The following is a 25222-nucleotide window of genomic DNA, read 5'->3' as shown; positions in this document are numbered from 1 at the left end:
CATGTCCGCCGATCCGAACGCCAACACCCCGGTGAACGCCCCGGTGAAGACGCCGTTGCACGACGTCCATCAGGATCTCGGCGCCAACCTCGTGGACTTCGCCGGTTACCTGATGCCGCTGCGCTACGCCGGTGAGACCGCCGAGCACCAGGCCGTGCGCACCGGCGCCGGACTGTTCGACCTGTCCCATATGGGGGAGATCTTTCTCTCCGGACCGGACGCGGGCGCCGCGCTCGACCACGCGGTGGTCGGGAAGCTGGCGTCGATGGCCGTCGGCAAGGCCCGCTACACGATGCTCTGCGCGCCGGACGGCGGCGTCCTCGACGACCTGATCGTGTACCGGCTCGGGGACGAGACGTGGATGGTCGTCGCGAACGCGGCCAACGTCGCCGTCGTCCGGGACGCGTTGACCGAACGGGTGGCGCGCTTCGACGCGGCCGTGGAGGACCGGTCCGCGTCGTACGCTCTGATCGCGTTGCAGGGGCCGCGTTCACAGAAGATTCTCGGCGCGTTCACCGACGCGCCGCTCGCCGACCTCAGGTATTACGCGATCCTCGCGGGACGGGTCGCCGGCGTCGACGCGCTCGTCGCCCGGACCGGGTACACGGGAGAGGACGGGTTCGAGCTGTTCGTGGACGTGGCCGACGCCGTCCCGCTGTGGAAGGCGCTCGAACGGGTCGACGACGTGGTGCCCGCCGGGCTCTCGGCCCGCGACACGCTGCGTCTCGAAGCGGGCATGCCGCTGTACGGCAACGAGCTGACGCCGGACGTCACCCCGTTCGAGGCGGGCCTCGGCCGGGTCGTGAAACTGGACAAGCCCGGCGACTTCGTCGGGAAGTCGGCGCTGGAGGCGGTGGCGCAGACCCCGCCGGGTCGTAGGCTCGTAGGGCTGGTGGCGCGCGGACGCCGGGCGCCGCGCAAGGGATACCAGGTCATCACGTCCGACGGCACGCCGTGCGGGGTCGTGACGAGCGGCGCCCCGTCCCCCACACTGGGCAGGCCGATCGCCATGGCGTACCTCGACAGCGGTGTCGAGGAGACGGGCCTCGCCGTGGACGTCCGCGGCCGGCCCGAGCCGGTGGACGTGGTGGCCCTGCCGTTCTACAAGCGTTCCTGAACAGAACCCGCCCAGGGATCTCTGCGGCGAACCCCGCAAGGAAGAGAGAGAAGTGATCGTGAGCGTTCCGGAGCAGCTCCGCTACAGCGAGGAGCACGAGTGGGTGTCCGGCCTCGACGGTGAGGACGGCATCGTCACCGTCGGCATCACCGCCCACGCCGCCGACGCCCTCGGGGAGATCGTCTACATCGAGGTGCAGCCGTCGGAGGGCGACACCGTCGAGGCGGGCGAGCCCTGCGGCGAGGTCGAGTCGACCAAGTCGGTCAGCGACATCTACTCCCCCGTCAGCGGCGAGATCACCGCGATCAACGCGGCGGTGGTGGAGGAGCCGAAGGTCATCAACGACGACCCGTACGGCGAGGGCTGGATCTTCAAGGTCCGTGTCTCGGAGGAGCCGGGCGACCTGCTGGACTCCGTCGCCTACGAGAAGCTGATCGAGGAGGCCTGACCGGTGAGTCTGCACGACCCGCTCGCCGCGATCGACCCCGAGATCGCCGAGGCCGTCGCCGCGGAGCTGCGGCGGCAGCAGTCCACCCTCGAAATGATCGCGTCGGAGAACTTCGCGCCGGTGTCGGTGCTGGAGGCGCAGGGCTCCGTGCTGACCAACAAGTACGCGGAGGGCTACCCCGGTAGGCGCTACTACGGCGGCTGCGAGTACGTCGACGTCGCCGAGCAGCTCGCGATCGACCGGGCCAAGGCGCTGTTCGGCGCGGAGCACGCGAACGTCCAGCCGCACAGCGGCGCGCAGGCCAACACGGCCGTGTACTTCGCGCTGCTGCAGCACGGTGACACGATCCTCGGCCTCGACCTCGCGCACGGCGGGCACCTCACGCACGGGATGCGGCTGAACTACTCCGGCAAGACGCTGAACGTGGTGCCCTACCACGTGCGCGCCGAGGACGGCCGGGTCGACATGGACGAGGTCGCGACGCTCGCGGCCGAGCACCGGCCGAAGATGATCGTGGCGGGCTGGTCGGCGTACCCGCGGCAGCTCGACTTCGCGGCCTTCCGGACGGTCGCCGACTCGGTCGGTGCGCTGCTCATGGTCGACATGGCGCACTTCGCGGGCCTGGTCGCGGCGGGTCTGCACCCCTCGCCCGTCCCGTACGCGGACGTCGTGACGACCACGACGCACAAGACGCTCGGCGGCCCCCGCGGCGGTCTGATTCTCGCCCGCGAGGAGTACGGCAAGAAGATCAACTCCGCGGTGTTCCCCGGTATGCAGGGCGGGCCGCTGGAGCATGTGATCGCCGCCAAGGCCGTGGCGCTGAAGGTCGCCGCGTCGCAGGAGTTCCGCGACCGGCAGGCGCGCACCGTCGAGGGGGCGCGGCTGCTCGCCGAGCGGCTCCTCGCCGAGGACTCCGCCAAGGCCGGGGTGAAGGTCCTGACCGGTGGGACGGACGTCCATCTCGTCCTGGTCGACCTGGTGGACTCCGAGCTCACCGGGCGGGACGCCGAGGACCGCCTGCACGGCATCGGCATCACCGTCAACCGCAACGCCGTCCCCGGCGACCCGAGGCCGCCGATGGTGACGTCCGGGCTGCGGATCGGCACCCCCGCCCTCGCCACCCGCGGATTCACCTCCGCGGACTTCGCGGAGGTCGCCGACGTCATCGCCCTGGCCCTCCAGCCGTCCTACGACCGGGACGCGCTGGCGGCCCGCGCGAAGGCCCTGGCGGACAAGCATCCCCTGTACCCGGATCTGTGACGCCCCGCGCCCCCTCCCCACCGGGAGGGGGCGCCGCCACGACGAGGTAGCGCATGGCCATCAGCGTTTTCGACCTGTTCAAGATCGGCATCGGCCCGTCGTCCTCCCACACCGGTGGCCCGATGGCCGCCGCGCACCGCTTCGCCCGCGGCCTGCACCGCGACGGTCTGCTGGAGAAGACCGCGACCGTCCAGGCGATCCTCTACGGCTCGCTCGGCCTCACCGGTAAGGGCCACGGCAGCGACAAGGCCGTCATCCTCGGTCTAGAAGGCGACAAACCGGAACGTGTCGACGTCGACCGGGTGGACGAACGCCTGGAGTCGATCCGCGCACGCGGCGCCCTGCGCCTGTTCGACGACCACGACATCCCCTTCGTCGTCAACGAGCACCTGATCTTCGAACGCAAGGAGTCTCTCCCGGGCCACCCCAACGGGATGCGCTTCACCGCCTTCGACTCGGCGGGCCAAGAACTCCGGGCGAGGGTGTACTACTCCGTCGGCGGCGGCTTCGTCGTGGACGAGAACGCCACCGGCGCCGACCGCATCAAGCCCGACGACACCGTCCTGCCCCACCCGTTCGACACGGCCGCCGAACTCCTCGACCGCTGCCGCGAGACGGGCCTCTCAGTCTCGGCGCTCATGCTGGAGAACGAGCACGCGTTCGGCCGCTCCCCCGAGGAGATCCGCCGGGACCTCCTCACCCTCTGGGACGTGATGCGCGCCTGCGTGACCCGCGGCTGCACCCGCGAGGGCCTCCTCCCCGGCGGCCTCAAGGTGCGCCGCCGCGCCCCCCAGCTCCACCGCCAGCTCACGGCCGAGAAACCCGCCGACCCCCTCCACGCCATGGACTGGGTCACCCTGTTCGCCCTCGCCGTCAACGAGGAGAACGCCGCCGGGGGCCGCATCGTCACCGCGCCCACCAACGGCGCCGCCGGAATCATTCCGGCCGTCCTGCACTACTACGACCGTTTCGTTCCCGGCCGGGACGACGAGGGCATCGTCCGTTTCCTCCTCGCCGCGGGCGCGATCGGCGTCCTGTTCAAGCAGAACGCCTCCATCTCCGGCGCCGAGGTCGGCTGCCAGGGCGAGGTCGGCTCCGCCTGCTCCATGGCCGCCGCCGGCCTCACCGAGGTCCTCGGCGGCACCGCCGAACAGGTCGAGAACGCCGCCGAGATCGGCATCGAACACAACCTCGGCCTCACCTGCGACCCCGTCGGCGGCCTCGTCCAGGTCCCCTGCATCGAACGCAACGCCGTCGGCGCCATCAAGGCCATCAGCGCCGCCCGCATCTCCCTCCGCGGCGACGGCCGCCACTTCGTCTCCCTGGACAAGGCCATCCGGACCATGCGGGACACCGGCCGCGACATGCTCGACAAATACAAGGAAACCTCCCGCGGCGGCCTGGCCGTCAACGTCATCGAATGCTGACCCGCCAATAACCGATGGCCCACCGCGAAGCCCCTCACTAACCTCACGGAAATGAACGTCGAACTGCCACGAACGCTTCGGGACGACCTGACCGCCGTCGCCGCGGACGAGGGCCTCCCGCCGGAAGAAGCGCTCACCCGGGCGGTCACCGACTGGATTCGGCGACGCAGGGAGCACCGGGCCCGCGTCCACACCCTGATCCAGGAGATCATGGACGAGGACGCGACCCTGCTCGCCCGGCTGGGGGACGCATGATCACCCCGCCGACCTCATCGCGATCAACGCGGCCCTGCACGGCGGAACGGCCCAGATCCGGGACCCCGGCCTCATCGCCTCCGCCGCGGCACGCCCCCAGACCGTCACCTTCGGCACCGAGGCGTTCCCGACGGTCGAGGAGAAGGCGGCCGCGCTGCTGCACTCCGTCCTCGGCAACCACCCGTTCGTCGACGGCAACAAACGCGTCGGCTGGACGGCCGCCCGCGTCCTCCTCGCCCTCCACGACAAGCGCCCCGACCTCTCCGAGGACGAGGCGTTCAACCTGGTCGTGCACATCGCGGCCTCCGGCGTCCAAACCAACGTCCAAGAGGTCGCCAAGGCGCTGCGAGTCGAACCCCGCCCGACCACCACCTAACGAACACCCACCCACAAAGCCGTTTCTGAACGTCGAGTTGGCGACCAGAGCGCTGCACGCTGGTACGTGTCCGTGGGCTCCGCGAAGCCAACGTGCGCGAAAGGGTGGTGCGGCGGGCGTGCGAGCCAGCGGCTCCGGCGGGTCGGTCGACTTCGGGCACGGCGACGTTCGTTCCGTCGTGCGGAAGGTTCGCAGGTTGATGGGCGGCCGCGTGGGAGTGGCAGAGGGGCGTGGGAGCATCGCGGTATGCCGGTTGATTCGCATTTGCTTGCCATGTTCCTGGTGACCACGGTCGTGGCCATGGCCATTCCGGGTCCTGACATGCTGTTCGTCCTCGGGTGCGGGATGCGGGGCGGGGCGCGGGCCGGGCTGTTGGCGACGGCGGGGGTGGCGACCAGTGAGGCCGTGCATGTCGCGGTCGCGGCCGCCGGGTTGGCGGCCCTCTTCGCGGCGGTGCCGACCGCGTTCACCGTGGTGCGGATCGTGGGGGCGGTCTACCTCGTGTATCTCGGCGTGCAGGCCATTCGGCGGCGTGGGGACGGGGACGACATGGAGTCCAGCGGAGGGATCTCGGGGCGCCGCGCGTATGTCAACGGCATGGTGACCAATCTGCTGAACCCGAAGATGGTCACGTTCACGATCGCGTTCCTCCCGCAGTTCATCGATCCGGCGCGAGGTCATGTGTGGATGCAGTTCGCGGTGCTCGGGGTCGTCCTGATCGCGCTGGAGTTCCTCGTCGACGGGACGGTCGGCGTGCTGGCGGGGCGGATCGGTGACTGGCTGCGGCGGAGGCAGGCCGCGCGGCGGCGGCTCAACGTCGCCGTGGGCGGGTTGTTCATCGGGCTCGGGGTCAGGCTCGCCGCCGAACGCTGAGGGCGGTCAGGGGGTGCGGGTGCCGCGGCCGGTGGGTGAGTGGGCGCCGACGCGGGCCTCGTTGCCGCAGTGGCGGCAGATGACCATCGGGCTGAGGGTGTGGCCGCAGGAGTGTTGCCACCGGACGGGCGGGTCGTCGGGGTGCAGGTGGCGGTCGCCCCATCGCATCAGGACGAGGAGGACGTCGCACAGCTCCATGCCCGCGGGTGTCAGGTGGTACTCGTAGCGGACCGGATGGTCGCTGTAGCGTTCCCGGCGGACGATGCGGTTGGCCTCCAACTTGCGGAGGCGGGTCGTGAGGATGTCGCGGGGCGCGCCCGTGTTGCGGACGATCTGGTCGAAGCGCCGCACGCCGTGGCTGAGTTCACGGACGGCGAGCAGGCTCCAGCGTTCGCCGACGAGTTCCAGGGTGTCGGCGATGGAGCACTCGCGCGGGACGGCGTCCTTCGGCATACCGGAAGGGTAACCTCCGCTCAGAGTCGCTCGATCACGGTGGCGTTGGCCTGGCCTCCCGCCTCGCACATGGTCTGGAGCCCGAACCGGCCGCCGCGGTCTTCGAGGGCGTGCAGCAGCGTCGTCATGAGGCGGGCGCCGCTGGCGCCGAGCGGATGGCCGATCGCGATCGCGCCGCCGCGGACGTTGACGCGGGCCGGGTCGGCGCCGATCTCGCGCTGCCAGGCGAGGACGACCGGGGCGAACGCCTCGTTCACCTCGAACAGGTCGACGGCGTCCAGGGTGAGCCCGGCGCGGGCGAGGACCTTCCGAGTCGCGGGGATGATCGCGGTGAGCATCAGCAGGGGGTCGTCGCCGGTCACGGCGAACGCGTGGAAGCGAGCCCGGGGGCGCAGGCCGAGCCGTGCGGCGACGTCCGCGCCCATCACGAGCACCGCGGCGGCGCCGTCGTTGACCGGGGAGGCGTTTCCGGCGGTGACCTTCCAGCCGATCTCGGGGAATCTCTCGGCCATGCGCGGGTCGTAGTAGGCGGGCTTGAGCCCCGCGAGGACCTCCAGGGATGTGCCCGGAGGGCCGCTGTGCGCGCCTTCGTGGACGGCGGCTGTTCGTGCCTGCCGGTCCGTCGGTGTGGTGGCGCCTTCGTGGACGGCGGCTGTTCGTGGCTTCGGGTTCGCTGGTGTGGTGGGTTCGGTGACGGGGCGGACGGTCTCGTCCCGTCGGCCGGGCCAGGCGACCTCGCGGGCGAACTCCCCGTTGCTCCATGCCTCGGCGGCGCGCCGGTGCGACTCGTAGGCGTAGGCGTCGAGTTCCTCGCGCGACAGGTCCCAGCGGGCGGCGATCAGCTCGGCGCTGATGCCCTGTCCGACGAGCCCGCCGGGATAGCGTTCGGCGAGCATCGGCCCGAACGGGTCGCTGCCGGGCGGCGCGTTCGTCCCCATCGGCACCCGGGACATCGACTCGACCCCGCAGGCGATCGCGATGTCGTACGCGCCGCTCTGCACGCCCTGCGCCGCGATGTGCAGGGCCTGCTGGGACGAGCCGCACTGCCGGTCGACCGTCATGGCGGGGACGCTCTCGGGGAAGCCCGCGGCGAGGACGGCGGTGCGGGTGATGTTGAGCGCCTGCTCGCCCACCTGGGTCACGACCCCGCCGATGACGTCGTCGACCTGCGCGGGGTCGATGCCGGCGCGTTCGACGAGGGTCCGCAGTGTCCGGGCCAGTAGGTCGGCGGGGTGGTGGTCGTGCAGCGTTCCGGTCGTCTTGCCCCTGCCCAGCGGTGTGCGCACCGCCTCGACGATCACCGCGTCCCGCATGGCCACCTCCGTTTGGTTTTCCAACTCACCGTCCGAGTGTCCGGTTTGTTAGTTGGAAAACACAACCCAGCGGTGGTGTGTCACGGGTCACAGCGAACAAAACCCGGGGCCGCGGCGTGAGAGCCGCGACCCCGGGCCGTCGGGCCGCTCAGCGGGAGGGGCCCATGCAGTGGTCCGTCTGTTCCCTCCGTACGTCGAAGCGCCCCTCAGCGGAGCCGCCCAGAACTACAAGGTTGGACAAGCGTGCCTCCTCATGGCCCTCGACGTCACGTTCCCTTCGGACATTAGCCCCCAAAGGGATAGGAATCCGTCAACAGACGTCAAAGTGCCGCTAATTCTTGGGAGGCGGCGCCGGGTACGCGCTAGCGGTCGGCCAGGTCGGCGATGAGGACGTGGATCACGCGACCGCCGGCCAGCGGACGGATCAGCCGCCGGACGTCCTCCGCGATCTCGGGTAGCGGACGTCCGTAGCGGACGACCACCCCCACCTCGATCTCGCGGTCGCGCACCGAGACGCCCGTGAGCGGCGGCCCCGCGCGGCGGGTCGTGATGCGGCCGCGCGGCCCGGCGGTCAACTCCGTCACGTCCGGGCAGGCCAGGGCGGCCTCGGCGATCCGGTCGGCCAGGCTCGGGGCCATGGCCGCATGGGGTGCGTCCGTCCAGGCGATCATCGGACGTGCGGCTCCTCGGGGTAGCCGGCACGCACGCGGACGTCGTCCACGGTGACGTTGACCTCCGCCGCCTCCAGGCCGCACATGTGCTCGACCTCGGTGACGACGGTGTCGCGGACGGCCCCGGTGAGGTCCGGGCCGGACGGCCCGGACCGGACGAGGAGGTCGATGTCGACGGCGGTCCGGGGCCCGCGGCCCCGGACATGGGCGCCCCGCACGGCGGTCCCCGACCCGTGGACGTCCCCGGCCGCCATCGCCGCGACCTTGGCGACGACGGCGCCGGAAATCCTGGTCTGGCCGCCGGGCGGAAGGAATCTACCTCTTCTGCCGACGCCTTTCCATCGCGGTTTACCGACACCGCCCCAAAAAGGGCCCGGCGCGTCATCCTGGCTCATTGCGCCCCCACGATCCGGCTGACCTGCCATTGATGCTCGCAAACGTCACACCGAAATCGCCACATCGGAGAAAGACCAGGTCAACGCCGGTTTACCTCTAGCCCTTGAACATCTCCCGCATCTTCCTGGCGGCGTCGCCGGGCTTTTTCTTCTGAGGTTTCTTCGGCTCGGCGGGCGGGCGCCCCTCCCGGTCCTTACCGGTCGTTTCGACCTTCTTCTCCGGCTTCTCGGTCACGACGATTCCCCCCGATCTCGCTGCACCGTCGTCACATTCGTACCCCGGTTACCCCGGGTAGAAGCGCACCTCGGGACGACCGACCTGACCGTAGTGCGGACGGCGCCGCGCCAGGCCGTTCTCGGCGAGGTACTCCAGGTACCGGCGGGCGGTGACACGGGAGACGCCGGTGAGGTCGGCGACCGCGGCGGCGGACAGACCGTCGACGGCCCCGGCCAGCACCTCGGTGACGGCCTGGAGCGTCTCGTGGCTCATGCCCTTCGGCAGCGAACGGTGGTCGGGGGTGCGCAGCGCGGCGAGCATCCCGTCCACGTCGGCCTGGCCGCTGACCTCACCGGTGCCGACGGCCTGCTCCCGGAACTTCTTGTAGCTGACGAGCTTGTCCCGCAGCGACGCGAACGTGAACGGCTTGAGCAGGTACTGGACGACGCCGACCGACACGGCGGACCGGATCACGGCGAGGTCGCGGGCGGAGGTGACGGCGATGACGTCCACGTCGCTGCCGCCCGCGCGGAGCGCGCGGCACACCCGCAGGCCGTGCGTGTCGGGCAGGCCGAAGTCGAGGAGCACGACGTCGACGGGCGTCCGCTCGTAGAAGCGCAGGGCGTCCGCGCCGGAGTGGACGACACCGGCGACCGTGAACCCGGCGACGCGTTCGACATAGGCGCGGTGCGCCTCGGCGGCGACGAGATCGTCCTCGACGACGAGCACTTTGATCATCGGGACCCCAGGGGAAGTCGGACGGTGAAGATGGCTCCACCGTCATGGCCGACATGGACGTCATGGACGTCGCCGCCGTGCCGCCGGACGGCCTGCCCGACGAGCGCGAGGCCGAGACCGTGGCCGACGGGGCCGCCGGAGGTCTTGGTCGTCCAGCCGCGCCGGAACATGTCGGGCACGGTCGCCGGGTCGACGCCGGGCCCGCTGTCGGCGACCTGGAGGATGAACTCACCGCCGTCCTTGCGGGCGCTGACGACCACCCGCGGCGGCCGGGCGCCGGTGTTGGCGAGGGCGGCGTCGATGGCGTTGTCGATCAGGTTACCGAGAATGGTGACGAGGTCGCGCGGCTCCACCACGCCCTCGATGGCGCTGTCCTCGGTGACGACGAGGTCGACGCCGCGCTCCCCCGCCTCCGCGGACTTGCCGAGCAGCAGCGCGGCCAGCACCGGTTCCGTCGCCGAGCCGACGACCCGGTCGGTGAGCCGCTGCGCCGTCGCCAGCTCGGCGGTGGCGAACTCGACGGCCTGGTCGGGACGGCCGAGCTCCACCAGCGACACCACGGTGTGCAGGCGGTTGGCGGCCTCGTGCGCCTGGGAGCGCAGCGACTCGGCGAAGCCGCGGACGGTGTCTAGCTCACCGGTCAGCGCCAGCAGCTCGGTGTGGTCGCGCAGCGTGACGACGTTGCCCATCGCGCGGCCCCGGGACCGGACGGGCGAGGTGTTCACGACGAGGACGCGGGTGTCGCCGACATGGATCTCGTCCGACCGCGCCTCCCGGGACGTGAGGGTGGCGGCCAGCTCACCGGGAAGTCCGAGGTCGCCGACCCGCTTCCCGCGGGACGAGTCGGGCAGGTTCAGCAGGTCGCGGGCCGCGTCGTTGCACAGGACGACCCGTCCCGCCCGGTCCAGGAGCAGCAGTCCCTCGCGCACCGAGTGCAGGATGGCGTGGTAGTAGTCGAACATTCCGCGCAGCTCGCGGGGCCCGGCGCCGCGGGTCTGGCGGCGCAGCCGGGCCGACACCAGGTAGCTGCCGCCGATGCCGATCGAGAGGACGGCCGAGGCGACCCCGAGCAGGTACAGCAGCCGCTGCCGCAGCTCCGCGGAAATCACCCGGACCGTGATGCCGACGGCGACGAGCGCGACGACCCTGCGGTCGTCGTCGAAGACGGGCGTGACGGTGCGGACGGACGGCCCGAGCGTGCCGGTGTAGGTCTCGGTGAACGTCCGCCCGGCGACGGCGGGCCCGGTGTTGCCGACGAAGTTCCCGCCGATCCGGGACGGGTTCGGATGCGTGTAACGGACCCCCGCCGGATTCATGATCGTGATGAAGTCGACACCGGCGTCGCGGCGGACGCGTTCGGCGTACGGCTGTAGCAGCCGGCTGGGGTCGGGGGTCTTGAGCGCGGCACGGACGTTGTCGGAGTCGGCGATGGTCGCGGCGACCGCCGTGACGGTCTGCGCGGCGGCGTCGTTGGCGGCCCGCTCGGCGTCCAGGTACGCGACGGTGACACCCGCCCCGACCAGCAGTCCGACGATCGCGGTCTGCAATACCAGCAACTGCCCTGCCAGGCTCCAGCGGCCCGGCCTCAGCCACGCGGGAAGACGCACTCTCGCACCCCATCGTCTGCTCCACGCCGTGAACGAAATGTACACAAGCATGACCCCTCGCCACAGGATCGCGCATAGTCACCAGTACGCAGACCACAACATCGGCGACCGACCCCCAGATAACTATCAGACGAATTCCGGCGAATTCCGACGACAACCGACCCGCGTGACTTTCATCCCCAGCGCAGGCACCCGCCGTGTGCATGCGCCCGCTCCACCGGCGCATGGGTGCCTGCCAAGGCGCGGGCGCCCGTCCGGGTTCTGTGGCCCCGGACGGGCGCCGCTCCTTGCATCACCGCAGTACAGGGCATGACCGGGCATCGTCCCGGCGACAACTTGATCAGAGGGAGATCACCGTGTTCGCGCAACCACCCGCTCCCATCGCGATGGGATCTTCCCTCTGATCGACCTGGCCGTCCGGCGTCAGCATTCCCCCGCTCCTGACGCCGGGCGGCCATCCTTAGAACGGTCCGAACTACTGGATGTCCGATTGCGGACGTCGGCGCCTTCCGAAACGCGTGGCCGCGGAACGGAAGCGGATCAGCACCGGCAGGTCCGGCATTCCGACGGCGTACCGGTACCGTTCGACCGGGCCCGCGCCCAGCTCCCCGTAGATCTCGCCGAGGTGGGCGTCGCCCGCGCAGACGATCCGCAACCGCAGCCGGGGCCGGACGACCGTGCCGGTGAGCCGGACGCGGGAGTCCTCGATTCCGGGAAGGTCCCGCGCGTCCCGGTTCAGATCCTCGGCCGCCGACCGGGCGAGGACGCGGGTCCGCGCGTCGACGTCCGGCCACCTCCGATGGATCAGCGACCGGCACTGCAGGACGAGCCACAACTGCCCGGCGAGTGCCGCGACCTCCGCGACGACGGCGGCCGTGACGAGGAACCAGGTGTTGTCCTCGACGAACCGCAGCAGCGCCGCGTCGATGAGGGGCCTGGCCGACAGCGGGTCGGCGGACGCCCCGGCGGAGAGGGCGGCGAGCGCGTCGAACGCGCCGAGTCCCGCGGCGAGCGCCGCGCCGCCGCACAGGAACAGCGCCGCTCCGGTCAGCGCGATCGCGATCCTCATCTCGTTCAGTCCTTCCGCCAGCCGAGCCGGACGTCGACGTCCGGGCGGCGCATCGGCTCGATCCGGTCGAGTCGCTCGTCGACCGCATCGCGTACCAGTTCGGCGAGGTTCGCCGGGTTGCGGTAGTGCGTGGTCGCCCAGACGACGACGTTCCGGCGGACCAGGCCGGGCCCCCGGACGCGGGCGCGTACGATGCCGGGGACGTCCAGCGCGGCGTCCTCCAGGGCGCGGCGCAGCGCGGCGCGGCCGATGACGCCGGCCAGGCGCGGATCGGAGCAGGCCAGCGGAACGCCGCGCGGGCGTCCCGGCAGCGCCGCCAGCAGGAACGCGAGCCCGAGGACGGTGACGGCGCCAGCGCCGGCCAGCACCTCCGGGTCGTGCCAGGCGTGGCGGCGCAGCGCGTCCGCCGCCACGGCCACGCCCGGCACCGGGTGGACGGCGGAGCCGAGCGCCGCGGCCAGCAGTTCGATCGCGGCGACCCCGCCGACCACGGTCACCAGCAGCGCGGCGGCGAGTCCGGCGAACGCGCGGCGGGGCCGGAACTCCCGGACGGCGAGCCGCCGCGCCCGCCGTTCGTTCCGCGCCTCCTCGATCAGGTCCTTGACCAGCGTCTCGGCCATGCTCGACCCCCGTGAGCCTCGGCACGTGCTTCCTCACTCATGGTGATCCATCGTCACGTGGAGCGAAACTCGCCATGCCGACATCTCACGCCTTCGACTGGACGAAAGCGCAGGTCAGAGTTCTGAAAGGGAACGGTCGGGTCAGCGGAAGACCACGGTACGGTCGCCGTTGAGCAGAACGCGGTGCTCGGTGTGCCACCGGACGGCACGGGCCAGGGCGAGGCATTCGACGTCGCGTCCCACGGCCACGAGCTCCTCCGGGCTGTGGGTGTGGTCGACGCGCGCGACCTCCTGCTCGATGATCGGCCCCTCGTCCAGGTCGGCGGTGACGTAGTGGGCGGTGGCGCCGATCAGCTTGACGCCGCGCGCGTGCGCCTGGTGGTAGGGACGGGCGCCCTTGAAGCTCGGCAGGAACGAATGGTGGATGTTGATGATCGCGCCGGGGAGTTTGGCGCAGAAGTCGTCCGACAGGATCTGCATGTAGCGGGCGAGGACGACGAGTTCGGCGCGGTAGTGCTCGACGAGCGCCAGGATCTCGGCCTCCTGGGCCGCTTTGCCGCCCCCGGCCCTGCCGCCCGGCCCCACCGGCAGATGGTGGTAGTCGATCCCGTACGACTGGGTGAGGGGCCGCAGGTCAGGGTGGTTGGACGCGACCGCGACGATATCGATGTCGAGCAGCCCGGAGCGGGTCCGGTAGAGCAGATCGTTGAGGCAGTGCCCACCCTTCGACACCATGATCAGCACGCGTGGCCGTTCGGCGAGCGCGTGCAGCCGCCACTGGAGCCCGAGTTCGGGGACGAGTGAGGCGAAGGCGCCGCGCAGCTCGTCGGGGTCGGTGCCGTCCGGGGCCGCGAACTGCACCCGCATGAAGAACGTGCCGGACTCGCCGTCGCCGAACTGCTGACTCTCGACGATGTTGCATCCGCGCTCGGCCAGCTGCCCCGACACGGCGGCCACGATGCCCGGCCGGTCGGGACATGACAGGGTCAGCACGTGTTCGTTCACGGTCTCACTCTCGCGGGGAACGGCAGCTCAAAAGGTGCCCTTCGAGCTTACGCGGCGCCCACGCGTGACCGTGGCCGCGCGGACGCGCCTTGACCGAACCCGCACCACCAACATAAATGAGAAGTCTTCATATTCGCTGGGTAGCATGACGCCGTGACGAGCATGAGCCTCCGGGACCGCTACGACACCGCGACGGCCGGGATCGAGGCACCGTTCGCCGTCGTCGACCTGGCGGCCTTGCGCGCCAACGCCGCCGGGCTCGTCCGCCGCGCCGCGGGCAAGCCCATCCGGGTCGCGAGCAAGTCGGTGCGCTGCCGGGCGCTCCTCGCGGAGGTCCTCGCCATGGACGGCTTCGCCGGGATCATGGCGTTCACGCTGCCCGAGGCCCTCTGGCTGGCCCGGGAGGGCGTCAGCGACGACATCCTCGTCGCCTATCCCACCACCGACCGGACGGCCCTCGCCGCGCTGGCCGCCGATCCCGCCGCCGCCCGCGCCGTCACGCTCATGGTCGACGCGCCCGAAAACCTCGGCCTCATCGAGGACGCCGCGGGCGGTCGCCGGATCCGCGTGTGCGTCGACGTCGACGCCTCCTACCGGCCCCTCGGCGGACGGGTCCGGATCGGCGCGCTGCGCTCCCCCCTGCACAGCCCCGCCCAGGTCGCCGCGTTCGCCGAGACGATCCTGCGGCGACCGTCGCTCGACCTCGCCGGGCTGATGGCCTACGAGTCACAGATCGCGGGCGTCGGGGACACCCCGCCCGGACGTCCCGTGCGGAGCCGCGCCGTCCGCGCCATGCAACAACGGTCCCGGATCGAACTGGCCCGCCGCCGCGCCGCGATCGTCCGGGCCGTCCGCGACCTGACGGACCTGGAGTTCGTCAACGGCGGCGGCACCGGCAGCGTCGAGACGACCGCCGCCGAACGCTCCGTCACCGAGGTCGCGGCGGGATCCGGCCTCTACCAGCCGCACCTGTTCGACCAGTACTCCGCCTTCACCGGACGTCCCGCGGCGCTGTTCGCGCTGCCCGTCGTCCGGCGTCCCGCGCCCGGCGTCGCGACCTGCCTCGGCGGCGGCTACCACGCGTCCGGCCCCCCGGGCGCCGACCGCCTCCCCCGCCCGTACCTGCCGACCGGCCTCTCCTACGACCCGTACGAGGGCGCGGGCGAGGTGCAGACGCCCCTGCTCGGGCAATCCGCCGACCTGCTGTCCATCGGCGACCGCGTCTGGTTCCGCCACGGCAAGGCCGGCGAGATGTGCGAACGCTTCGACGCCCTGCACCTGATCGACGGCGACCGGACGATCGAAACCGTCCCGACATACAGAGGCGAAGGCCACGCGTTTCTTTGAATTTGAAGGGGGGCGACCCCCTTCGACCCCCGCGCGACGCAGGCGATCCTCACGGCGCAGTTACGGTCCTTGTGCCCCTTGCGGTTCGTGATGCACCGCTGCGGTCGCCCCGCGGCCTCGGGTTGGGGTCAGAGCCCACGTCCCAGATCGGGGTAAGGCCCACGTCCCGGATCGAGGTGAAGGCCCGCGTCCCCGGGTTGGGCTCAGCCCGCGCTCGGTTTGGGTTGGAGCCCCGTTTCGGACTGGGGTCCGTGCGCGGGGTTCGGGGGGTTAGGTTGGGGGGATGAGCGATGCTCCGGTGATCAGTGTGCGTGGAGAGGCCGTGGTGGAGGCCGAGCCGGAGATCGCGCGGCTGTCGGTGCACGTCCAGTCGCAGGAGACCGACCGGCGCAGGGCCCTCGACCGGCTCACCGAACGCAACCAGCGCTGCCTCGACCTGCTCGCCTCCTACGGCGAGGCCGTGGAGAAGGTGGAGACGGGCGGGCTGTCGATCGCGCCGCTGCTGAAGTACCGGCGGCGCGAGGGGGACGTCCGCGCCTACCGGGGCACCGTGTGGATCAAGATCACGGTGGTGGACTTCGGTGTGCTCGGTGAACTGGTCACCCGGCTCGGTGACATGGAGCGCACCTATGTCGACGGGCCCGAGTGGGCGCTGCGCCGCGAGAGCGAGGTGTACCGACGGGCGGCGCGGCAGGCCGCGCACGAGGCCGTCGAACGCGCACGCGGCTATGCCGAGGCGCTCGGGTCGCGGCTCACCGGCCTCGTCGAACTGTCGGACGAGGGTCTCGGCCGGGACGTCGGCGGTCCCGTCGCGCTCGCCGCCGCCTACGGGCGGGAAAGGAGCCGGGGGGCGGCCGAGGAACCCGAGCCGATCGACCTGGAGCCCGTGACGCAGGTCATTCGCGCCGCCGTCGAGGCCCGCTTCACCGTGACGCCCCCCGAACTGAACGGGTAGGGCCGGGGGCCCGTACATCAGACGTGGGAGGTACGGACTGCGGGGAGTTCCGCGTCGGCCTCGGCGTCTACGCCCTCGGACGGCTGCCCGGCGCCGAGGCCGACGAACTGTCGGCGCATCTGCGCGGCTGCCCGCCGTGCCGCGCCGAACTCGCCGACCTGCGGGACGTCGCCCGGATCCTGCGCCGTGGCGTCCGGGAGCGGCGTGCCGCCCCGGGGACGCGGCTCAGCGGCGCCTGCGCCTGCGGCCCCAGAGGATCAGGGCGGTCACGGTGACGGCGGCGCCGACGCCGACCAGCACCAGGCGCTTGTCCGGCCCGCCGCCCGCCGGGTCCTTGGCCTCGACGGCGGCGTCGTCGGGGCGCATGATCGCGCCGACGGCCCGCGCGACCTGACCGGCCTCCTCCTTCAGCCGTTCGGTGCCCCGCTGCGCGACGTTCTTCGGGCTGACCCGGGCGGCGAACTCGTCCACGGTACGCGCGAGCCGCTGGCGGCGGATCTCGATCTCCCGTTCCAGCTCATCGGGGCTGCGGGCACTGTCAGCCATGCCGTGTCCTTATCGTGTTCGAGCGAAGTGTGCGAGCGGGCTCGTACGGACGGGTTCGCGCGGACGAAACCGTGGCCGACGAAGGGTGATCCGAACAGTCTGGCAGGTTCTCCCGCCGAACGCCCGAGGTACCCCAGCCGGTACCGTTGGGTTCATCATCCGAGCGAAAGGCGGGACAGGGTGTCCGAGCGGCTGCAGCCGGGCGACGTCGCCCCCGAATTCGAGCTTCCCGACGCCGACGACGTCCCGGTGTCGCTGTCCTCGCTGCGCGGTAAGCGCGTGATCCTCTACTTCTACCCGGCGGCGCTCACCCCGGGCTGCACCAAGGAGGCCGTCGACTTCCAGGGCAGCCTCGGCGACCTTGAGGCGGCGGGTGTCGCCGTCGTCGGCATCTCCCCTGACAAGCCGGCCAAGCTCGCCAAGTTCCGGGAGAAGGAGGGCCTGACCTTCCCGTTGCTGTCCGACCCGGACGCCGAGGTGCTCCAGGCCTACGGCGCCTACGGGGAGAAGAAGCTCTACGGCCGGGTCGTCGTCGGCGTCATCCGCTCCACCTTCCTCGTCGACGCCGACGGCGGGATCGAGAAGGCGTACTACAACGTGAAGGCCACCGGTCACGTCGAGCGTCTCCGCCGCGACCTCGGCATCTAGCGCCGAACAAGGGGTACGGGCGGGGGGATTCGAACCCCCACGGTGTCGCCACCAACAGGACCTAAACCTGCCGCGTATACCTGGTTTCGCCACGCCCGCCGGTGCTCCGTCCGGAGCGCGTTCAGCTTAGCGGTTCGGTCCGCGGCCTCGGCAACGGATTTCCGCCGGGCCCGGGATAAGGGGCCGACCCTACGCGAAATTGCGGACGGGAACTGTGAGAATTTCCGGCTTCATTTGCGGGACGGTCTCGGCAGGGCGGTCGGAGACGGCCTAGGCTTGAGGGGCCGTCCGCCAGCACAGTCGGTGACATCATGATCACACGTCCGGCGGGGTCCGCGCCGAGCGGCTCCTTCACACACCGTGTGCTGCCCTATGACGGCTTGGACCAGTATCTCGACGGTGTGCTGCCCTTCCTGCTGGACGGGGTGGACGCGGGCGACCGCGTCCTCGCCGTCTGCGGGACCGGGCGGGAGACGCTGCTGCGGGACGCGCTCGGCCCCGCCGCGCCGCGGGTCGAGTTCCGCGATCCGGCCATCTGGTACGCGCATCCGCCGCGGACCCTCGCCGACTGCCTCAACGACGCCGACGACGCCGCCCGGCGCGGGCACCGGCTCCGGGTCCTCGGCGAACCGGTGTGGGCGACACGGCCGCCGGTCGAGGTCGCCGAGTGGCTGCGGACCGAGGCCGTCGCGAACGTCGCGCTGCGCGGCACCGGCGCCTCGCTCCTGTGCCCGTACGCAGCCGCGCTGCCCGCGGGCGTCGTCGCGGCGGCCCGCCGGACGCATCCGGAGACGGTGCACGGCGCGCGGGCCGTCGCCAACCCCGGGTTCGTGGACCCGTGGGTCTACTGCGAACAGCGCGACGGCGAGCCACTGCCGGAGCCGCCGCCCGACGCCGACACGTTCAAGATCGATCGCCCTGACCTGTACTGGCTGCGCGCCTATGTCGGCGAGTACGCCCGGCGGACGCCGCTGCCGGGCGAGGACCTGCAACGGCTTCTCGTCGCCGTCACCGAGGTCGTCACCAACGCGCTGCGGCACGGTGAACCGCCCATCGTGCTGCGGATGTGGACGGACGCGTCCGGCGGCGTGCCCGCCTTCGTCTGCGAGGTCGCCGACGAAGGTCGCTGGCCGTCCGGCACCGGGTACGGGCTGATCCCGCCGCGGCCCGGCGAGGCCGCGTCCGGTGGCCGGTTCGGGCTGTGGGCCGTCCGGCTGCTGTGCTCGACCGTGCAGATCAGGCGGGGCGACGGCGGCAGCGTCGTCCGGCTGAGGTTCGCACTGCCCGTATCCGCCGACACGAACGGAGCGTGAGGAACTCCATGCATTCGGCACGCGAAGTCCCCGGCCCGGCGTACCCTGAGCGGACCACCGAACCCGATGGGCAGGCCATGGAGACACCCTGGTTGGCCAAGCGTCCCGTGAGCGCCCTCCGGCCGGGCGACCACGGCTGGCTGGCCTACAGCGGTCTGGAGGAGCGCGACCGGGTCATCGGCCCCTTCGTCCGGGAAGGCCTGGAAACCACCGAGAAGGTCGTCTATGTCACCGACGTTCCACCGGACCGCCTCCCCGGCCTCGGCACCGGGCCCCGGATCGACGTGGACGCCCACCGCCGGACCGGCACACTGCGGGTGATCTCCCTGCGGGACGCCTGCCTCGACCGGCACGGCCACTTCGCACCCGCCATGATGGTGGACACGCTCGGCCGCGAGGTCGGCGAGGCGTTCGACCAGGGTTTCCGCGCCGTGCGCATCACCACCGACCACAGCTGGCTGGTGAACGGGCCCCGGCGCTCCGACCTCGGCCAGGTGCTGGGCTGCGAGCATCGCGTCGGCGACACGGTGTCGCCGAGCACCATGGCGATGGCCATCTGCCAGATCGACCGGCGCGCGTGCTCGCCCGACGAGCTCATCGCCCTCCGCGACACACACGAGGTCCTCGTGGAAGTGAACCCCGAATTCGATGACGGGATTTTGAAGATCGTGCGCACCTTCGAACCGGACGGCCTGCGCGTCGAGGGGGAGCTGGACGCCGCCCGCCACGCCGTGTTCGCCGAGAAGCTGTCGCAGGTGGACAACGCCTGTGGTCGCGTCCATCTCGACTTCTCGCGCCTGGCGTTCATCGACCTCGGCGGTCTGCACCTGCTGGCCAGGCACGCCACCCGGCGGCCCGAGGGCGAGCCGCTGGTGCTCGACCATCTGTCGCCGCATGTGGAGAACGTCATCGAGATGGTCGGCTGGCACCGGCTGCCGGGCGTCGTCCGCGGCGGTCCCGCCCGGCCCGCGCAGGGGTCGCGGGGCGGTGCCTCGGGGGGCGTCGGCTGATGTCCTTGGAGCACAGGGCGTTCCTGTACCGCGGCACCGACGACTTCCTGTCCGCCACCGTCCCGTTCCTCACGTCCGGGCTGGAGCGTGACCAGGCCGTCCTCGCCGTGGTCCGGGAACCGAACCTGTCCGCTCTGCGGGACGTGTTCCCGGCCACCGACCCGCCGATCCAGTTCATCGACGCGGCGGGGTTCTACCGGCATCCCGTCCATACCCTGCGCGACTACCAGACCGTCGTGACGGCCAGCGCCCCCCGCAGGGTCTGCGCCGTCGCCGAACCGATCTGGGAGGGGCTGGACGAACGGCGGACACGGGAGTGGATCCGCTACGAGTCCCTCATCAACGCGGTGTTCGAACATTCGGGCGCCCGCGCGTTGTGCACCTACGACACCCGGACGCTGCCACCGCCCATCCTCACGGGCGCCCGGCGCACCCACCCCCTGCTCCTGGACGGCGGACGCGCCCATTCCAGCGACCACTACGTCGACCCGGTCACGTTCGGGGCCGACTGCGACCGCGCACGGAGCCCCGAACGTCCCGACACCGCCGAACACCTCCCCGTCGACGGCGACGACCTGCACCCGTTGCGGGCGTTCGTCGGCGAACGCGCCCACAAGCACGGCCTCACCGGACAGCAGACGCAGAACCTCGTCACGGCCGCGAACGAGGTGGCGGCGAACGCGCTCCGGCACGGCACCCCGCCGGTCGGCATGTGGATGTGGCAGAGCGGCGACGACCTGGTCTGCGAGATCGGCGACCGCGGCCGCTGGTGTCCCGGCCCGAGCCCGCTCACCGGCTACATCCCGCCCGACACCGCGCTCCAGCGCGGCTTCGGGCTCTGGACCGTCCGGCTCCTGGTCGACCTGGTGGAACTGCGCGCCGACTGGAACGCCACCTCGGTCAGGCTCTACAGCCGCATCTGACGTGCGGGGTCAGGCCACCGCTTCGGGAATGAGGGCCGCCAGGGCGCGGAAGGCCTTGCCCCGGTGGCTGATCGCGTCCTTCTCCTCCGGGGACATCTCGGCGGTCGTGCGGGTCTCGCCCTCCGGGACGAAGATCGGGTCGTAGCCGAAGCCGCCCGTGCCGCGGGGGTCGCGGATGAGGGAACCGTGCAACCGGCCTTCGACGCAGTGTTCGACACCGTCCGGGACGACCAGCACCGCCGAGCACACGAACGACGCGCCGCGCTGACCGTCCGGAACGTCACCGAGCTGGTCGAGGACCAACTGGAGGTTCGCGGCATCACGGTCGCCGGTGGCGGCGCCGAGGCCCCCCGACCAGCGGGCGGACAGCACTCCCGGCATGCCGTTCAGCGCGTCCACGCACAGGCCGGAGTCGTCGGCGACGGCGGGCAGCCCGGTGAACGCGGCGACCGCCCGCGCCTTCAGCAGTGCGTTCCCCTCGAACGTCAGCTCGGTCTCGGGAACGTCGGGCGCGCCGGGGAACTCGTCGAGGCCGACGACGTCGAAGCCGTCGAGGATGCGCCGCAGTTCCGCGACCTTGCCCCGGTTGTGGGTCGCAAGCACGATCCTCGTCATCGGGCGAGGGCCTCGGTCTGGATGCGGGTCAGCTCGGCGCAGCCCGCGGCGGCGAGGTCGAGGAGCGCGTCCAGTTCGGAGCGGTCGAAGGGCGTGCCCTCCGCGGTGCCCTGCACCTCGGCGAACCGGCCGTCGCCCGTGCACACGACGTTCATGTCGGTGCCCGCGACGTTGTCCTCCTCGTAGCAGAGGTCGAGGCGGGGCTCGCCGTCGACGACGCCGACGCTGACCGCCGACACGGACGTGACGAGCGGGTCGCCCCGGAGCAGTCTGCGTTCCCGCATCCACGCGACGGCGTCGGCCAACGCCACGTACGCGCCGGTGATCGCGGCGGTGCGGGTGCCGCCGTCGGCCTGCAGAACGTCACAGTCGAGCTGGATCGTGTTCTCGCCGAGGGCCTTGAAGTCGACGCACGCCCGGACGGAACGTCCGATCAGCCGGGAGATCTCGTGGGTGCGGCCACCGATCCGGCCCTTGACGGACTCGCGGTCGTTGCGGGTGTTGGTGGCGCGCGGCAGCATCGCGTACTCGGCGGTGACCCAGCCGAGCCCGCTGTCGCGTCGCCAGCGGGGCACCGACTCCTGGACGGACGCGGCGCACAGCACCCGGGTCGCGCCGAACTCGATGAGCGCCGACCCCTCCGCGTGGTCGAGCCATCCGCGCTTGACGCGGACGGGACGGAGCTGGTCGGGTGCGCGATCGTCGGGGCGAGCCATGCGCCTTACCCTAGCGGGGTTCACAGGGTGTACTGGGCGCCCACCCGGGCCAGGTCGATGGCACCGTCGTAATCGCTCGCCCGCGCCTCCTTGAGCGAGACGTCGCTGTCGTTCCACGGCACCAGATGGGTGAGGACGAGCCGTCCCACCCCGGCGCGGGCGGCGTGCTCACCGGCCTCGCGGGCGGTCAGGTGCAGCCCCTCGGGCAGGCCGGGCCGGTCGAGGAACGACGCCTCGCAGAGGAACAGGTCCGCGTCCCTCGCCAGGTCGACCAGCAGATCGGACGGGCCGGTGTCGCCGGAGTAGGCGAGGGTCCGGCCGCCGTGCTCGACGCGGAACGCGTACGCCTCGACCGGGTGCGGCATCAGCGCGGTCGTCACCCGGAACGGCCCGATCTCGTAGGGGCCGCTCGGCAGGGGCCGGAAGTCGAACGCCTCCGACATGCCCGGGTCGGGGGCGAGGTCGTAGGCCTTGGCCATGCGGGCCGCGGTGCCCGCGGGCCCGTACACGGGGATCCGCGGCGGCGGGCCGCCCGGACGGTACTTGCGCGCCACCCAGTACCCGCACAGGTCGAGACAGTGGTCGGCGTGCAGGTGCGAGATACAGACGGCGTCGATCTCGTACAGCGAGCGGAACCGCTGGAGCGACCCGAGCGCGCCGTTGCCGAGGTCGAGCACCAGCGCGTAACCGTCCGCCTCGACCAGATAGCTGGACGCGGGGCTGTCCGGCCCCGGGAAACTGCCGGAGCAGCCGATCACAGTGACCCGCACGCTCACTCCTCCTTCGTGTCCCCCGAGGAATTCAGGTCAGGGCCTTGTCCAACGCGTCCCGGTCCAACGCGTCCCGCGCCCGTGCCGTCGCCTCGGCGCGGGCCGGTCCGCGGTCGTCCGGCACTCGGTACACGTCCTCGACGGACTCGTCGGCGCTCGACACCAGTGTGACCCCGTCTCCCATGACATACGAGACGACACTGGTCAGGCCGGAGTAATGTGTACGGCCGCCGCCCAGGGCGGCACGGCCGTGTCCGCGCGGACGGCCAGGTGGCGGCGTCCGGGAGCCCGTCCCCGCGGGTTGTCTCGGCATGGTGCACAAGGCTAGGCGACTCCGCCCGCAGCAGGTCGTTCATGCGTTGGACATCACACCGTTGAATGTCACACCCGGGACGTCACTCCGGGGTGCGGGGCGCGCGGGCGAGTTGGCGGCTCTGCGCGACGAGACGGCCCGTGGAGTCCCACACCTCGACGTCCTCGTCGAACCAGCCGCCGGTGAGGAGGCGGCCGGTGCCGTGCACGGCGAGCCAGCCGGGCGCGGGAACGGCCCGCATGTGCCAGGTGAGCTCCACGGTCGGGGCCCAGCCGTTGCGGCCGAGGTTCAGCGTGACCGGCGGCAACGCGTCCACGGCGAGCGCGAGGGAGTACGGGTCGGGCGGGTGGCCGTCGCTGAGCCGGAGCCAGGCGCGAAGTTCGGGACGTCCGCTGGGCCGACCGTCCGTCCAGCCCATCAGCGCGGGGTCGAAGCGCAGGTCGAGCCGCTCGGCGAAGTCGCGGGTCTCCGGCACCGGCTCGAACGGCGCGCACCGCTCCAATGGCGGCATTCCGGGCGGCTGCGCGCCGGACCAGGCGGGTTCGTGGTCGGCGTCGAGCGTGCCGGTGGTGATCAGCGCGTCCACGGTGGGACGGCCGTCCTGGACGAGCGTGACCAGGGACGTGGCGGTCGTGCGGCCCTCCTTGCGGGGCTCGACGATCACCTCCGCGGGCCCGGCCGCGGCGACGCGCAGGAACGTCGCCGCGGTCGAGACGGGATGCTCGTGCGGGGACGCGGCGACGGCGGCGCGGGCCAGGACGGCCATGAGATAGCCGCCGTTGAGGGCACCGGCGATGGCGTAGCCGCCGTCCAGGACGGCCTCGAACCGGCCCTCGCCGACCCGCCGCACCTCGGTCGCCGCCCCGAATCCGCTCATCCGTGCCCTCCGACCGTCTAGAACAGCGTTCGGGAACGCACTGTACCCTGCCGGGCGATCAGGCCCAGAGCTGACCTTCGAGCCGGGCCTCGGCCTCCTCCAGGGTGCCGCCGTACGCGCCGGTGGACAGGTACTTCCAGCCGCCGTCCGCGACGACGAATGCGATGTCGGCCCGCTCCCCGGCCTTGACGGCCTTGTTCGCCATGCCGATCGCCGCGTGCAGCGCGCCGCCGGTGGAGATCCCCGCGAAGATGCCCTCGAGCTCCAGCAGCTCGCGGGTGCGGCGCAGCGCGTCCCCCGAGGTGACGGAGAACCGGGTGGTCAGCACCGAATCGTCGTACAGCTCCGGGATGAAGCCCTCGTCGATGTTGCGCAGCCCGTACACCAGGTCGCCGTACCGGGGCTCCGCCGCGACGATCTTGACGTCCGGCACCCGCTCGCGCAGGAACCGGCCGACGCCCATCAGCGTGCCCGTGGTGCCGAGCCCCGCGACGAAGTGCGTCACCGTCGGCAGATCCGCCAGGATCTCCGGGCCGGTCGTCTCGTAGTGCGCGAGCGCGTTGGCCTCGTTGCCGTACTGGTAGAGCATCACCCAGTCGGGATTCTCCGCCGCCAGGCCCTTCGCCACCCGGACGGCCTCGTTCGACCCGCCCGCCGCGGGCGAGGAGATGATCCGCGCGCCCCACATCTCCAGCAGCTGGCGCCGCTCGGCGGAGGTGTTCTCCGGCATGACGCAGATCATGTCGTAGCCGCGCAGCTTCGCGACCATGGCGAGGGAGATGCCGGTGTTGCCGGACGTCGGCTCCAGGATCGTGCAGCCGGGCGTCAGCAGCCCCTCCTTCTCCGCCTTCTCGATCATGTAGAAGGCGGGACGGTCCTTCACCGACCCGGTCGGGTTGCGGTCCTCAAGCTTCGCCCAGATCCGCACGTCGGCGGACGGGGACAGCCGGGGCAGCCCGACCAGCGGTGTGCGGCCGAGCGAGTCCAGCAACGAATCGAAACGCATGGCCCTGCCCGCCGACCCTCGTCAGCCGCCGGCCACGGCGGGCAGGATCGTGACGCTGTCGCCGTCGGAGACCTGCGTCCCGAGACCGGCGAGGAAGCGCACGTCCTCGTCGTTGAGGTAGACGTTGACGAACTTGCGCAGGCCCTTGTCGTCCACCAGCCGGTCGCGCAGGCCCGGGTGCCGGGTGTCCAGGTCGGCGAACAGTTCGTCGAGCGTGCCGCCCTTGCCCTCGACGGCCTTGGCGCCGTCGGTGAGGTTGCGCAGGATCGTGGGGATCCGGACCTCGATCGCCATCGCGATGATCTCCTTAGTTCGTACGGGGCTTCCCGCCCCCCAGCG

General features: G+C 71.6%; 32 protein-coding genes and 1 tRNA gene. 14 read left to right on the top strand and 19 right to left on the bottom strand.

All coding sequences use genetic code 11. From position 1 onward, the window contains the following. The first annotated feature begins 1 nt into the window (after position 1). The 7 genes from gcvT to BZB76_RS10655 all read left to right on the top strand — a co-directional run bounded on the left by gcvT (position 2) and on the right by BZB76_RS10655 (position 5756). A complete protein-coding gene (gene gcvT, locus BZB76_RS10685; protein WP_121434108.1) occupies positions 2 to 1117 on the top strand; it encodes a glycine cleavage system aminomethyltransferase GcvT in 1116 nt (371 codons plus the stop codon). 58 nt (positions 1118 to 1175) lie between these two features. Further along, entirely contained in the window at positions 1176 to 1565 is a 390-nt protein-coding gene (gene gcvH / locus BZB76_RS10680; protein ID WP_121434628.1) for a glycine cleavage system protein GcvH, read from the top strand. 3 nt (positions 1566 to 1568) lie between these two features. After that, a complete protein-coding gene (locus tag BZB76_RS10675) occupies positions 1569 to 2825 on the top strand; it encodes a serine hydroxymethyltransferase (protein WP_121434107.1) in 1257 nt (418 codons plus the stop codon). 53 nt (positions 2826 to 2878) lie between these two features. Continuing rightward, entirely contained in the window at positions 2879 to 4252 is a 1374-nt protein-coding gene (locus tag BZB76_RS10670) for an L-serine ammonia-lyase (protein ID WP_121434106.1), read from the top strand. 51 nt (positions 4253 to 4303) lie between these two features. Continuing rightward, the gene (locus BZB76_RS10665) at positions 4304 to 4507 is read left to right on the top strand and encodes a hypothetical protein (RefSeq protein WP_121434105.1); all 204 of its coding nucleotides are present in this window, start codon (positions 4304 to 4306) and stop codon (positions 4505 to 4507) included. 16 nt (positions 4508 to 4523) lie between these two features. After that, positions 4524 to 4883 carry a type II toxin-antitoxin system death-on-curing family toxin gene (locus tag BZB76_RS10660; RefSeq protein WP_121434104.1) on the top strand — a complete coding sequence of 120 codons (360 nt, stop codon included), beginning with the start codon at positions 4524 to 4526 and terminating at the stop codon, positions 4881 to 4883. A gap of 282 nt (positions 4884 to 5165) precedes the next feature. Then, complete coding sequence (locus BZB76_RS10655; RefSeq protein WP_211342935.1) at positions 5166 to 5756, top strand: LysE family translocator; 591 nt, start codon at positions 5166 to 5168, stop codon at positions 5754 to 5756. A 6-nt stretch (positions 5757 to 5762) separates the two neighbouring features. Here the strand turns inward: BZB76_RS10655 and BZB76_RS10650 are convergent, their stop codons facing one another. The 10 genes from BZB76_RS10650 to purU form a co-directional block, all read right to left on the bottom strand. After that, positions 5763 to 6209 carry a winged helix-turn-helix transcriptional regulator gene (locus tag BZB76_RS10650; protein ID WP_121434102.1) on the bottom strand — a complete coding sequence of 149 codons (447 nt, stop codon included), beginning with the start codon at positions 6207 to 6209 and terminating at the stop codon, positions 5763 to 5765. A 20-nt stretch (positions 6210 to 6229) separates the two neighbouring features. Next, positions 6230 to 7522: a thiolase family protein gene (locus BZB76_RS10645; RefSeq protein WP_121434101.1), complete on the bottom strand. Its 1293-nt coding sequence runs from the start codon at positions 7520 to 7522 to the stop codon at positions 6230 to 6232. Between the two features lie 362 nt (positions 7523 to 7884). Beyond that, positions 7885 to 8193, bottom strand: a complete 309-nt coding sequence (locus tag BZB76_RS10640) for an Asp23/Gls24 family envelope stress response protein (RefSeq protein WP_246006869.1) — start codon at positions 8191 to 8193, stop codon at positions 7885 to 7887. Beyond that, positions 8190 to 8588: an Asp23/Gls24 family envelope stress response protein gene (locus BZB76_RS10635; RefSeq protein WP_170180575.1), complete on the bottom strand. Its 399-nt coding sequence runs from the start codon at positions 8586 to 8588 to the stop codon at positions 8190 to 8192. The genes BZB76_RS10640 and BZB76_RS10635 overlap by 4 nt, the downstream gene beginning before the upstream one ends. 97 nt (positions 8589 to 8685) lie before the next feature. Next, positions 8686 to 8823, bottom strand: a complete 138-nt coding sequence (locus tag BZB76_RS34695) for a hypothetical protein (protein ID WP_170180574.1) — start codon at positions 8821 to 8823, stop codon at positions 8686 to 8688. Between the two features lie 48 nt (positions 8824 to 8871). Continuing rightward, positions 8872 to 9543: a response regulator gene (locus BZB76_RS10630; RefSeq protein WP_121434099.1), complete on the bottom strand. Its 672-nt coding sequence runs from the start codon at positions 9541 to 9543 to the stop codon at positions 8872 to 8874. Further along, the gene (locus tag BZB76_RS10625) at positions 9540 to 11150 is read right to left on the bottom strand and encodes a sensor histidine kinase (RefSeq protein ID WP_246006868.1); all 1611 of its coding nucleotides are present in this window, start codon (positions 11148 to 11150) and stop codon (positions 9540 to 9542) included. Before BZB76_RS10625 ends, BZB76_RS10630 begins: the two co-directional genes overlap by 4 nt. 475 nt (positions 11151 to 11625) lie before the next feature. Continuing rightward, positions 11626 to 12219, bottom strand: a complete 594-nt coding sequence (locus BZB76_RS10620; protein ID WP_121434097.1) for a hypothetical protein — start codon at positions 12217 to 12219, stop codon at positions 11626 to 11628. 5 nt (positions 12220 to 12224) lie between these two features. Further along, positions 12225 to 12839, bottom strand: a complete 615-nt coding sequence (locus BZB76_RS10615) for a DUF6286 domain-containing protein (protein ID WP_121434096.1) — start codon at positions 12837 to 12839, stop codon at positions 12225 to 12227. 141 nt (positions 12840 to 12980) lie between these two features. Continuing rightward, the gene (purU, locus tag BZB76_RS10610; protein ID WP_121434095.1) at positions 12981 to 13844 is read right to left on the bottom strand and encodes a formyltetrahydrofolate deformylase; all 864 of its coding nucleotides are present in this window, start codon (positions 13842 to 13844) and stop codon (positions 12981 to 12983) included. A gap of 162 nt (positions 13845 to 14006) precedes the next feature. Between purU and BZB76_RS10605 the strand changes: the two genes are divergently transcribed. The 3 genes from BZB76_RS10605 to BZB76_RS10595 all read left to right on the top strand — a co-directional run bounded on the left by BZB76_RS10605 (position 14007) and on the right by BZB76_RS10595 (position 16421). Next, on the top strand, positions 14007 to 15191 hold the full coding sequence (locus BZB76_RS10605) for an amino acid deaminase/aldolase (protein WP_121434094.1): 1185 nt from the start codon (positions 14007 to 14009) through the stop codon (positions 15189 to 15191). Between the two features lie 283 nt (positions 15192 to 15474). Next, on the top strand, positions 15475 to 16146 hold the full coding sequence (locus BZB76_RS10600; protein WP_121434093.1) for an SIMPL domain-containing protein: 672 nt from the start codon (positions 15475 to 15477) through the stop codon (positions 16144 to 16146). Between the two features lie 23 nt (positions 16147 to 16169). Beyond that, complete coding sequence (locus tag BZB76_RS10595) at positions 16170 to 16421, top strand: anti-sigma factor family protein (protein WP_121434092.1); 252 nt, start codon at positions 16170 to 16172, stop codon at positions 16419 to 16421. Here the strand turns inward: BZB76_RS10595 and BZB76_RS10590 are convergent. Beyond that, positions 16372 to 16692 carry a DUF3618 domain-containing protein gene (locus tag BZB76_RS10590; RefSeq protein WP_121434091.1) on the bottom strand — a complete coding sequence of 107 codons (321 nt, stop codon included), beginning with the start codon at positions 16690 to 16692 and terminating at the stop codon, positions 16372 to 16374. The genes BZB76_RS10595 and BZB76_RS10590 overlap by 50 nt on opposite strands. A gap of 180 nt (positions 16693 to 16872) precedes the next feature. Between BZB76_RS10590 and bcp the strand changes: the two genes are divergently transcribed. Beyond that, entirely contained in the window at positions 16873 to 17340 is a 468-nt protein-coding gene (gene bcp, locus BZB76_RS10585) for a thioredoxin-dependent thiol peroxidase (RefSeq protein ID WP_121434090.1), read from the top strand. A gap of 14 nt (positions 17341 to 17354) precedes the next feature. Here the strand turns inward: bcp and BZB76_RS10580 are convergent. Further along, a tRNA-Leu gene (locus BZB76_RS10580) sits at positions 17355 to 17439 on the bottom strand. 212 nt (positions 17440 to 17651) lie between these two features. On the opposite strand from BZB76_RS10580, the gene BZB76_RS10575 reads away from it, so the two are divergent. Genes BZB76_RS10575 through BZB76_RS10565 form a run of 3 tightly spaced genes read left to right on the top strand, consistent with a single transcriptional unit; the run spans position 17652 to position 20586 of the window. Then, positions 17652 to 18653, top strand: a complete 1002-nt coding sequence (locus tag BZB76_RS10575) for a sensor histidine kinase (RefSeq protein WP_121434089.1) — start codon at positions 17652 to 17654, stop codon at positions 18651 to 18653. An 8-nt stretch (positions 18654 to 18661) separates the two neighbouring features. Next, complete coding sequence (locus BZB76_RS10570; RefSeq protein ID WP_246006867.1) at positions 18662 to 19663, top strand: MEDS domain-containing protein; 1002 nt, start codon at positions 18662 to 18664, stop codon at positions 19661 to 19663. Next, positions 19663 to 20586, top strand: coding sequence for a sensor histidine kinase (locus tag BZB76_RS10565; RefSeq protein WP_121434088.1), 924 nt, complete (start codon positions 19663 to 19665; stop codon positions 20584 to 20586). Before BZB76_RS10570 ends, BZB76_RS10565 begins: the two co-directional genes overlap by 1 nt. Positions 20587 to 20595: 9 nt before the next feature. Here BZB76_RS10565 and rdgB read toward each other — a convergent pair whose 3' ends face one another. From rdgB to BZB76_RS10530, 7 genes are all read right to left on the bottom strand, one after another. Next, complete coding sequence (gene rdgB / locus BZB76_RS10560; protein ID WP_121434087.1) at positions 20596 to 21201, bottom strand: RdgB/HAM1 family non-canonical purine NTP pyrophosphatase; 606 nt, start codon at positions 21199 to 21201, stop codon at positions 20596 to 20598. Beyond that, entirely contained in the window at positions 21198 to 21917 is a 720-nt protein-coding gene (rph, locus tag BZB76_RS10555) for a ribonuclease PH (RefSeq protein ID WP_121434086.1), read from the bottom strand. The genes rdgB and rph overlap by 4 nt, the downstream gene beginning before the upstream one ends. A gap of 20 nt (positions 21918 to 21937) precedes the next feature. After that, entirely contained in the window at positions 21938 to 22687 is a 750-nt protein-coding gene (locus tag BZB76_RS10550; protein WP_121434625.1) for an MBL fold metallo-hydrolase, read from the bottom strand. 31 nt (positions 22688 to 22718) lie between these two features. Continuing rightward, positions 22719 to 23000 carry a hypothetical protein gene (locus BZB76_RS35245; RefSeq protein ID WP_211342934.1) on the bottom strand — a complete coding sequence of 94 codons (282 nt, stop codon included), beginning with the start codon at positions 22998 to 23000 and terminating at the stop codon, positions 22719 to 22721. Between the two features lie 82 nt (positions 23001 to 23082). Beyond that, the gene (locus BZB76_RS10540; RefSeq protein WP_121434085.1) at positions 23083 to 23877 is read right to left on the bottom strand and encodes a thioesterase family protein; all 795 of its coding nucleotides are present in this window, start codon (positions 23875 to 23877) and stop codon (positions 23083 to 23085) included. Between the two features lie 58 nt (positions 23878 to 23935). Continuing rightward, positions 23936 to 24883 (bottom strand): PLP-dependent cysteine synthase family protein, encoded by a 948-nt coding sequence (locus tag BZB76_RS10535; protein WP_121434084.1) that lies wholly within the window; start codon positions 24881 to 24883, stop codon positions 23936 to 23938. 21 nt (positions 24884 to 24904) lie between these two features. Then, complete coding sequence (locus BZB76_RS10530; RefSeq protein WP_121434083.1) at positions 24905 to 25177, bottom strand: MoaD/ThiS family protein; 273 nt, start codon at positions 25175 to 25177, stop codon at positions 24905 to 24907. Positions 25178 to 25222: the final 45 nt, after the last annotated feature.

This window comes from Actinomadura pelletieri DSM 43383 (assembly GCF_003634705.1).
GTDB lineage: Bacteria > Actinomycetota > Actinomycetes > Streptosporangiales > Streptosporangiaceae > Spirillospora > Spirillospora pelletieri.
This window is presented reverse-complemented; position numbering and strand designations above follow the sequence as displayed.

What these genes read in the sequence shown, in the direction of transcription:
- BZB76_RS35245 (WP_211342934.1), bottom strand. Translation starts at nt 23,000, where the DNA reads ATGCCGAGACAACCCGCGGGGACGGGCTCCCGGACGCCGCCACCTGGC.
- BZB76_RS10630 (WP_121434099.1), bottom strand. Translation starts at nt 9,543, where the DNA reads ATGATCAAAGTGCTCGTCGTCGAGGACGATCTCGTCGCCGCCGAGGCG.
- BZB76_RS10645 (WP_121434101.1), bottom strand. Translation starts at nt 7,522, where the DNA reads ATGCGGGACGCGGTGATCGTCGAGGCGGTGCGCACACCGCTGGGCAGG.
- BZB76_RS10540 (WP_121434085.1), bottom strand. Translation starts at nt 23,877, where the DNA reads ATGAGCGGATTCGGGGCGGCGACCGAGGTGCGGCGGGTCGGCGAGGGC.
- gcvT (WP_121434108.1), top strand. Translation starts at nt 2, where the DNA reads ATGTCCGCCGATCCGAACGCCAACACCCCGGTGAACGCCCCGGTGAAG.
- BZB76_RS10530 (WP_121434083.1), bottom strand. Translation starts at nt 25,177, where the DNA reads ATGGCGATCGAGGTCCGGATCCCCACGATCCTGCGCAACCTCACCGAC.
- BZB76_RS10620 (WP_121434097.1), bottom strand. Translation starts at nt 12,219, where the DNA reads ATGAGGATCGCGATCGCGCTGACCGGAGCGGCGCTGTTCCTGTGCGGC.
- BZB76_RS10635 (WP_170180575.1), bottom strand. Translation starts at nt 8,588, where the DNA reads ATGAGCCAGGATGACGCGCCGGGCCCTTTTTGGGGCGGTGTCGGTAAA.
- BZB76_RS10670 (WP_121434106.1), top strand. Translation starts at nt 2,879, where the DNA reads ATGGCCATCAGCGTTTTCGACCTGTTCAAGATCGGCATCGGCCCGTCG.
- BZB76_RS10640 (WP_246006869.1), bottom strand. Translation starts at nt 8,193, where the DNA reads ATGATCGCCTGGACGGACGCACCCCATGCGGCCATGGCCCCGAGCCTG.
- BZB76_RS10605 (WP_121434094.1), top strand. Translation starts at nt 14,007, where the DNA reads ATGAGCCTCCGGGACCGCTACGACACCGCGACGGCCGGGATCGAGGCA.
- rdgB (WP_121434087.1), bottom strand. Translation starts at nt 21,201, where the DNA reads ATGACGAGGATCGTGCTTGCGACCCACAACCGGGGCAAGGTCGCGGAA.
- BZB76_RS10600 (WP_121434093.1), top strand. Translation starts at nt 15,475, where the DNA reads ATGAGCGATGCTCCGGTGATCAGTGTGCGTGGAGAGGCCGTGGTGGAG.
- rph (WP_121434086.1), bottom strand. Translation starts at nt 21,917, where the DNA reads ATGGCTCGCCCCGACGATCGCGCACCCGACCAGCTCCGTCCCGTCCGC.
- BZB76_RS10665 (WP_121434105.1), top strand. Translation starts at nt 4,304, where the DNA reads ATGAACGTCGAACTGCCACGAACGCTTCGGGACGACCTGACCGCCGTC.
- BZB76_RS10575 (WP_121434089.1), top strand. Translation starts at nt 17,652, where the DNA reads ATGATCACACGTCCGGCGGGGTCCGCGCCGAGCGGCTCCTTCACACAC.
- BZB76_RS10570 (WP_246006867.1), top strand. Translation starts at nt 18,662, where the DNA reads ATGCATTCGGCACGCGAAGTCCCCGGCCCGGCGTACCCTGAGCGGACC.
- BZB76_RS10535 (WP_121434084.1), bottom strand. Translation starts at nt 24,883, where the DNA reads ATGCGTTTCGATTCGTTGCTGGACTCGCTCGGCCGCACACCGCTGGTC.
- BZB76_RS10650 (WP_121434102.1), bottom strand. Translation starts at nt 6,209, where the DNA reads ATGCCGAAGGACGCCGTCCCGCGCGAGTGCTCCATCGCCGACACCCTG.
- BZB76_RS10615 (WP_121434096.1), bottom strand. Translation starts at nt 12,839, where the DNA reads ATGGCCGAGACGCTGGTCAAGGACCTGATCGAGGAGGCGCGGAACGAA.
- BZB76_RS10590 (WP_121434091.1), bottom strand. Translation starts at nt 16,692, where the DNA reads ATGGCTGACAGTGCCCGCAGCCCCGATGAGCTGGAACGGGAGATCGAG.
- BZB76_RS10565 (WP_121434088.1), top strand. Translation starts at nt 19,663, where the DNA reads ATGTCCTTGGAGCACAGGGCGTTCCTGTACCGCGGCACCGACGACTTC.